Origin of the sequence: Streptomyces sp. NPDC057474, from assembly GCF_042802555.1 — a bacterium.
Taxonomy (GTDB): Bacteria; Actinomycetota; Actinomycetes; order Streptomycetales; family Streptomycetaceae; genus Streptomyces.
In genome coordinates this window covers 18,337-23,850 of sequence record NZ_JBHVDX010000161.1, presented here as the reverse complement: position 1 = coordinate 23,850, position 5,514 = coordinate 18,337, and the positions used below count along the sequence as shown (strand labels likewise).

5 protein-coding genes are annotated in these 5,514 nt (G+C 71.0%); 2 read left to right on the top strand and 3 right to left on the bottom strand.

Features of this window, described 5'->3' with window-relative positions:
- Positions 1-804: MFS transporter (locus tag ACFU53_RS33450; protein WP_384000922.1), on the top strand; the 804-nt coding region annotated here is incomplete at its 5' end.
- A 108-nt stretch (positions 805-912) separates the two neighbouring features.
- Here the strand turns inward: ACFU53_RS33450 and ACFU53_RS33445 are convergent.
- Positions 913-1,848: an ester cyclase gene (locus ACFU53_RS33445; RefSeq protein ID WP_384000920.1), complete on the bottom strand. Its 936-nt coding sequence runs from the start codon at positions 1,846-1,848 to the stop codon at positions 913-915.
- A gap of 157 nt (positions 1,849-2,005) precedes the next feature.
- Here ACFU53_RS33445 and ACFU53_RS33440 point away from each other — a divergent pair, with 157 nt between their 5' ends.
- Positions 2,006-2,998, top strand: coding sequence for an aldo/keto reductase (locus ACFU53_RS33440; protein WP_384000914.1), 993 nt, complete (start codon positions 2,006-2,008; stop codon positions 2,996-2,998).
- A gap of 276 nt (positions 2,999-3,274) precedes the next feature.
- Here the strand turns inward: ACFU53_RS33440 and thpR are convergent, their stop codons facing one another.
- Both thpR and ACFU53_RS33430 read right to left on the bottom strand, forming a co-directional pair.
- On the bottom strand, positions 3,275-3,841 hold the full coding sequence (thpR, locus tag ACFU53_RS33435; protein ID WP_384000928.1) for an RNA 2',3'-cyclic phosphodiesterase: 567 nt from the start codon (positions 3,839-3,841) through the stop codon (positions 3,275-3,277).
- 87 nt (positions 3,842-3,928) lie between these two features.
- A complete protein-coding gene (locus tag ACFU53_RS33430) occupies positions 3,929-5,227 on the bottom strand; it encodes an MFS transporter (protein ID WP_384000925.1) in 1,299 nt (432 codons plus the stop codon).
- Positions 5,228-5,514 lie beyond the last annotated feature (287 nt).

The following is a 5,514-nucleotide window of genomic DNA, read 5'->3' as shown; positions in this document are numbered from 1 at the left end:
ACGCCCGCGAAGCCCGCGAAGCCCGCGAAGCCCGCGAAGCCCGCGAAGCCCGCGAAGCCCGCGAAGCCCGCGAAGCCCGCGAAGCCCGCGACGGGAAACGCCCCACCCCCCGGTTCCTCTCCCCGGCTCCGGCCCGGCGACCTCCTCGACGGCTGGCGGTACATCCTCGCCGACCCGGCCCTACGCCCCCTCTTCCTCAACACCATCCTGGTCAACGGCCTGATCATGGCGCCCGCACCGCTGCTGCTCATCCTCATGGTGGGCCAGCTCGGCTTCGCCCCCTGGCAGTACGGCCTCGCCTTCGCCGTCCCCTGCGTCGGCGGCCTGATCGGCTCCCGCCTCTCCCGTCGCCTGGTCGCCCGGCACGGCCAGCACAAGGTCATCTGGATCGCCGGCACCCTGCGGGCGTGCTGGCCGCTGGGGCTGGCGTTCATCGGTCCCGGCCCCGCCGGTCTCGTCCTCGTCATGGCCGTCGAACTCGGCCTGATCACCAGCATCGGCGTCTACAACCCCGTGGTGGCCACCCAACGCCTCACCCGGACCCCGGCGGACCGCGTCGCCCGCACTCTCACCGCCTGGTCCGTCACCGGCAAGCTCACCACCGCCGCCATGACGGCTCTCTGGGGCCTCCTCGCCGCCGTCACCACCCCCCGCACCGCGATCGCCACCGCCGGCCTCCTCCTTCTGGCGACCCCCTTGCTCCTCCTCCCCTACCGCCGCCCGCCCCAGCCACCCATCGAGGACGGCCGGGACCAGCGGGATCAGGAGGACCGCCAGAACCCTCGGACGCTCCCGAAGAACTGAGGCCGAGGACGGCGACGAACAAGACGAACAAGCCGGACGAACAGGGCAGCTCCTGCGTCACGAGACCGTACGACGGCTCGGCGTTCCCGTCAGAACATCGTGTTGTCGTCAGAACATCGTGTTGTCGTTCGCCGACGTCGCCGGCACGTCCTGGAGCACGTCCCAGTGTTCGACGATCTTCCCGTTCCGCACCCGGAACAGGTCGAGGACGGCCTGGCCGCGCTCGCCCGGTGCGTTGACGTAGTGGCTGTGGACGGCGACGAGGTCGCCCTCGGCGATGACGCGCTTGCGCGAGACGGCGAGGTCGGGGAACTGCTGGAAGTAGCCGCCCAGACCGGCCTTGGCCCCCGCCACCCCGTCGGGGATGTTCGGGTTGTGCTGGTGGTACCGGGGGCCCCAGTACTTGTCGAGCGCCGACAGGTCCTTCCGCACCAGCAGCCGGTCGAACGCCTTCGTCACCAGCTTCTCGTTGTACGAGGTCAGCCAAGCCGGCCCCGGCTCACCGGTGCGCGGCCGGCTGACCGTGGAGAACATGTCGTTGCCGTTGGCCGAGGACTCCGGCACCTCCTGCGCCACGTCCCAGTGTTCCGCGATCCGCCCGCCCTGGAACCGGAAGATGTCGAAGACGGCGGAGCCCCGAGTGCCGGACGTGAGCACGACGTTGGAGTGCACGAGGACGAGATCGCCCTGCGAGACGACCCGCTTGATGTCGTACGCGGCGTCCGGGAACTGCCGGCTCATCACCCCCGCGAGCCCCTTCAGCGTCTCCGCCCCGTCCGGCGCGAGCGGGTTGTGCTGGATGTAGTCCGGCCGCACGTAACGGTCCACGACCGCCGTGTCCCCCTCCTCGAACACCCCCTTGAGGACCCGTACGGCGACGGCCTTCTGGTAGTCGAGGCGCGCGGCATCGCCGTACGCGCCCCACCCGGCGGCCGAGGCCGATGCGGGGGCGGCGGCTGCGGGTACGGCGGCGACGGTGGACGTGAGCGCGACGGCCGCGAGGGCGGCGACGAGGGCGCGGCGGGCAGGCGTGGCGGGGGTCACGATGCTCCCATCTGAGGGGTGTCGCTTGAAAGTTCAAGCTAATGCTTACCAAAGGAAAGCACTAACCACCAGTTAGCGTCAAGATCTCCCCAGCTCGGTTCTCGCGGCCCCGGTCCCGCTTGCATAGAGCGCACTCCACCGCCTTGGCTAAGGAGTCATGAAGTACACACAGCTCGGACGCACAGGACTCAAGGTCAGCCGGCTGGTCCTCGGCACGATGAACTTCGGTCCGCAGACGGACGAAGCGGACAGTCACGCGATCATGGACGCGGCGCTGGACGCGGGCATCAACTTCTTCGACACGGCGAACGTGTACGGCTGGGGCGAGAACAAGGGCCGCACCGAGAGCATCATCGGCAACTGGTTCGCGAAGGGCGGCGAGCGCCGCGACAAGGTCGTGCTCGCGACCAAGGTGTACGGGAACATGGCGGCGTCCGCCGACTCCTGGCCCAACCACGACAAGCTCTCCGCGCTGAACATCCGGCGGGCCGTGGATGCCAGCCTCAAGCGGCTGCGGACGGACTACATCGACGTCTACCAGTTCCACCACATCGACCGGGCCACCCCCTTCGAGGAGATCTGGCAGGCCGTCGACGTCCTGGTCCAGCAGGGCAAGATCCTCTACGCCGGGTCCAGCAACTTCCCCGGCTACAAGATCGCCCAGGCGAACGAGATCGCCGCCCGCCGGGGCGGCACCATCGGCCTCGTCAGCGAGCAGTGCCTCTACAACCTCGCCGAGCGCCGCGCCGAGATGGAGGTCATCCCGGCCGCGCAGGAGTACGGCCTCGGGGTCATCCCCTGGTCGCCGCTGCACGGCGGGCTGCTCGGCGGGGTCATCAAGAAGGAGGCGGAGGGCGGTCGCCGTTCCTCCGGCCGTTCCGCCGACGCCCTCGCCGACAGCGCCGTACGCGCCCAGGTCCAGGCGTACGAGGACCTCCTCGACAAGCACGGCATCGAACCGGGCGAGGCCGCCCTCGCCTGGCTCCTGACCCGCCCCGGGGTCACAGGCCCGATCGTCGGCCCGCGCACGGCCCAGCAACTCGACTCCGCGATCCGCGCGGCCGAGCTGGACCTGAGCGAGGAACTCCTGACCGGCCTGGACGAGATCTTCCCGGGCCCGGGCCCGTCCCCGGAGGCCTTCGCCTGGTAACCGCCAGGGCCCCGTAAGGGGCGCGGGGAACTGCGCGACCAGCCCCCACAGGGCCGCAGATCAATACGGCCCGCAGTTCCCCGACGGGCGCCGGAGCGCGACGGTCGCCGCCGGAACGCGGCGGTCACCTACCAAGCGCCGCCGCGACAGCAACCACCGCGAACATCAGCACAAGCACACCGGCCATGATCCGGTTACGGGTCTTCGGGTCCACACCACGAGCCTAACCTCCGGCCCCCGGCCCCCCTCAGACGGCCCCAGCGGTCAAGCCTGCGCTCAGGCGCCCAGCGCCCAGCGCCCGACCGCCTCGTACCGCGGTTGCTCCCCCGCCACCCCGGACGTCGGCAGGTTGCTGCGCACCAACGCGAGGTCGGACACCGTCCACGTACGTCCGGCGAAGGCGTCGAGCGCGGCGACGTACTGCCGTACGTCGAAGTCCTCCCGGCTGCGGGCCACCGTCAGATGGGGCGTGTACCGGCGGTGCTCCCTCATCGGCACCCCGGCCTTGCGCGCCGCCGCCTCCGCCCGGTCGGCCAGCAGCCGCAGCGCACCGAGGTCCCCCTCGGCCCCCGCCCACAACGCCCGGCCGTGCCCGAACTGCCCCCCGCCGCGCACCGCCAGCGGAAACGGCTCGCTCCGCCGCGCGGCCCGCTCCAGGCGCCGCGACAGTTCCGGTACGACGTCCTCGTCGACCTCTCCGTAGAAGGCGAGCGTGAAGTGCCAGCCGGGCGGCTCGGTCCAACGCAACCGGTCCGCACCGGCCAGCTCTTTCAACTCCCCCATCACGGAGCAGAGTTCATCGACGACCTCGGCGGGCGGCAACACCGCGGCGAACAGCCGCACGGTACTCATCGCACTCATGACCGCCACACTTCCAGGGAACGGATCACCTGGCGAGCGCCCATCGGCCGAGACGGGCGCCGAGCCGCGTCAGGCCGCATTCGTCACAGCGACCGACTGCCGCTCGGCCTGCTCGTTGGCCTGCTCCTTGGGCACGAACCGCACTCGCGGATGCCCCTGGTTCCACCCCACCGACAGCCGCAGCCCGCCGGCCCTGACGAGGATCAGGCCCACGACGACCGCGGCGGCCGTGGCGACGACACCGCCGGCGAGGAAGCCGATCCGGGCGCCGTACGCGTCGGTGACCCAGCCGGCGATCGGCGCGCCCAGCGGCGTACCGCCCAAAAAGACCATCATGTAGAGGGCCATGACGCGGCCGCGCATCGCGGGGTCGGTGCCCATCTGGATGGCCGTGTTGGTGGTGACGTTCACGGTCAGGCCGAACATCCCTATCGGCACCATGAGCAGGGCGAACATCCAGTACGCCGGTGCCAGCGCGGCCACGATCTCCAGCAGCCCGAAGGCGAGCGCGCCCCCGATCAGCACGCGCAGCCGGGCGGTGCCGCGGCGGGCCGCGAGCAGGGCGCCGGAGACGGAGCCGACCGCCATGAGCGTGTTGAAGAGGCTGTACGAGCCGGCGTCCGCGTGGAACACGTCGTCCGCGTACGCCGACAGCCAGACGGGGAAGTTGAAGCCGAAGGTGCCGATGAAGCCGACGAGGACGATGGGCCAGAGCAGGTCGGGGCGGCGGGCCACGTAACGCAGGCCCTCGCGGAGCTGGCCCTTGGCTCGGGGGGCGCGACGGACGGGGCGCAGGTCGCGGGTCCGCATCAGCAGCAGGCCGGTGATGGGGGCGACGAAGGAGAGGCCGTTGTAGAGGAAGGCCCAGCCCGTGCCGACGGTGGTGATCAGCACACCGGCGACGGCCGGCCCGACCAGACGGGCCGACTGGAAGTTCGCCGAGTTGAGGCTGACCGCGTTCTGCAACTGGTCCGGCCCGACCATCTCCGACACGAACGACTGCCGGGCCGGGTTGTCGACCACGGTGGCCATCCCCACGGCGAAGGCGGCCACATACACGTGCCACACCTGGACCTGCCCGGAGAGCGTCAGCGCGGCGAGCGCCAGCCCCGTCACCGCCATCGACGTCTGCGTCACGAACAACAGCCGCCGCTTCGGGAACCGGTCGACCAGCACCCCGCCGTACAACCCGAACAGCAGCATCGGCAGGAACTGCAGTGCCATCGTCACACCGACGGCCGTCGAAGACCCCGTCAGGCTCAACACCAGCCAGTCCTGCGCGATCCGCTGCATCCAGGTGCCGATGTTCGACACCACCTGCCCCACAAAGAACAGCCGGTAGTTCCGAACCCCCAACGACCTGAACATGGAGACGCGCTCACGGGGGGCGGGGGCCTCGGGAGCGGCCGAGGGGCCGGAAGCCGAAGGAGGGGAAGCCTGGGCCGATGGACCGGAGGACACCGGCGGGCCGAGCTCCACCGAGTCGGCGGGGTCCCGCTTCACCAAGCCGGCGGCATCCCTGTTCGCCGAACCGGCGGCGTCCGGCCGAGCCGCAGCCGCAGCCGCAGCGGCGCGCTTCGGCAGGCTGGTGGTATCCGGTGATGCTTCCGGGGCGTCGGGGGTGGGCGGGGGCTCGTGGGGGGTCGGTGGTGCGG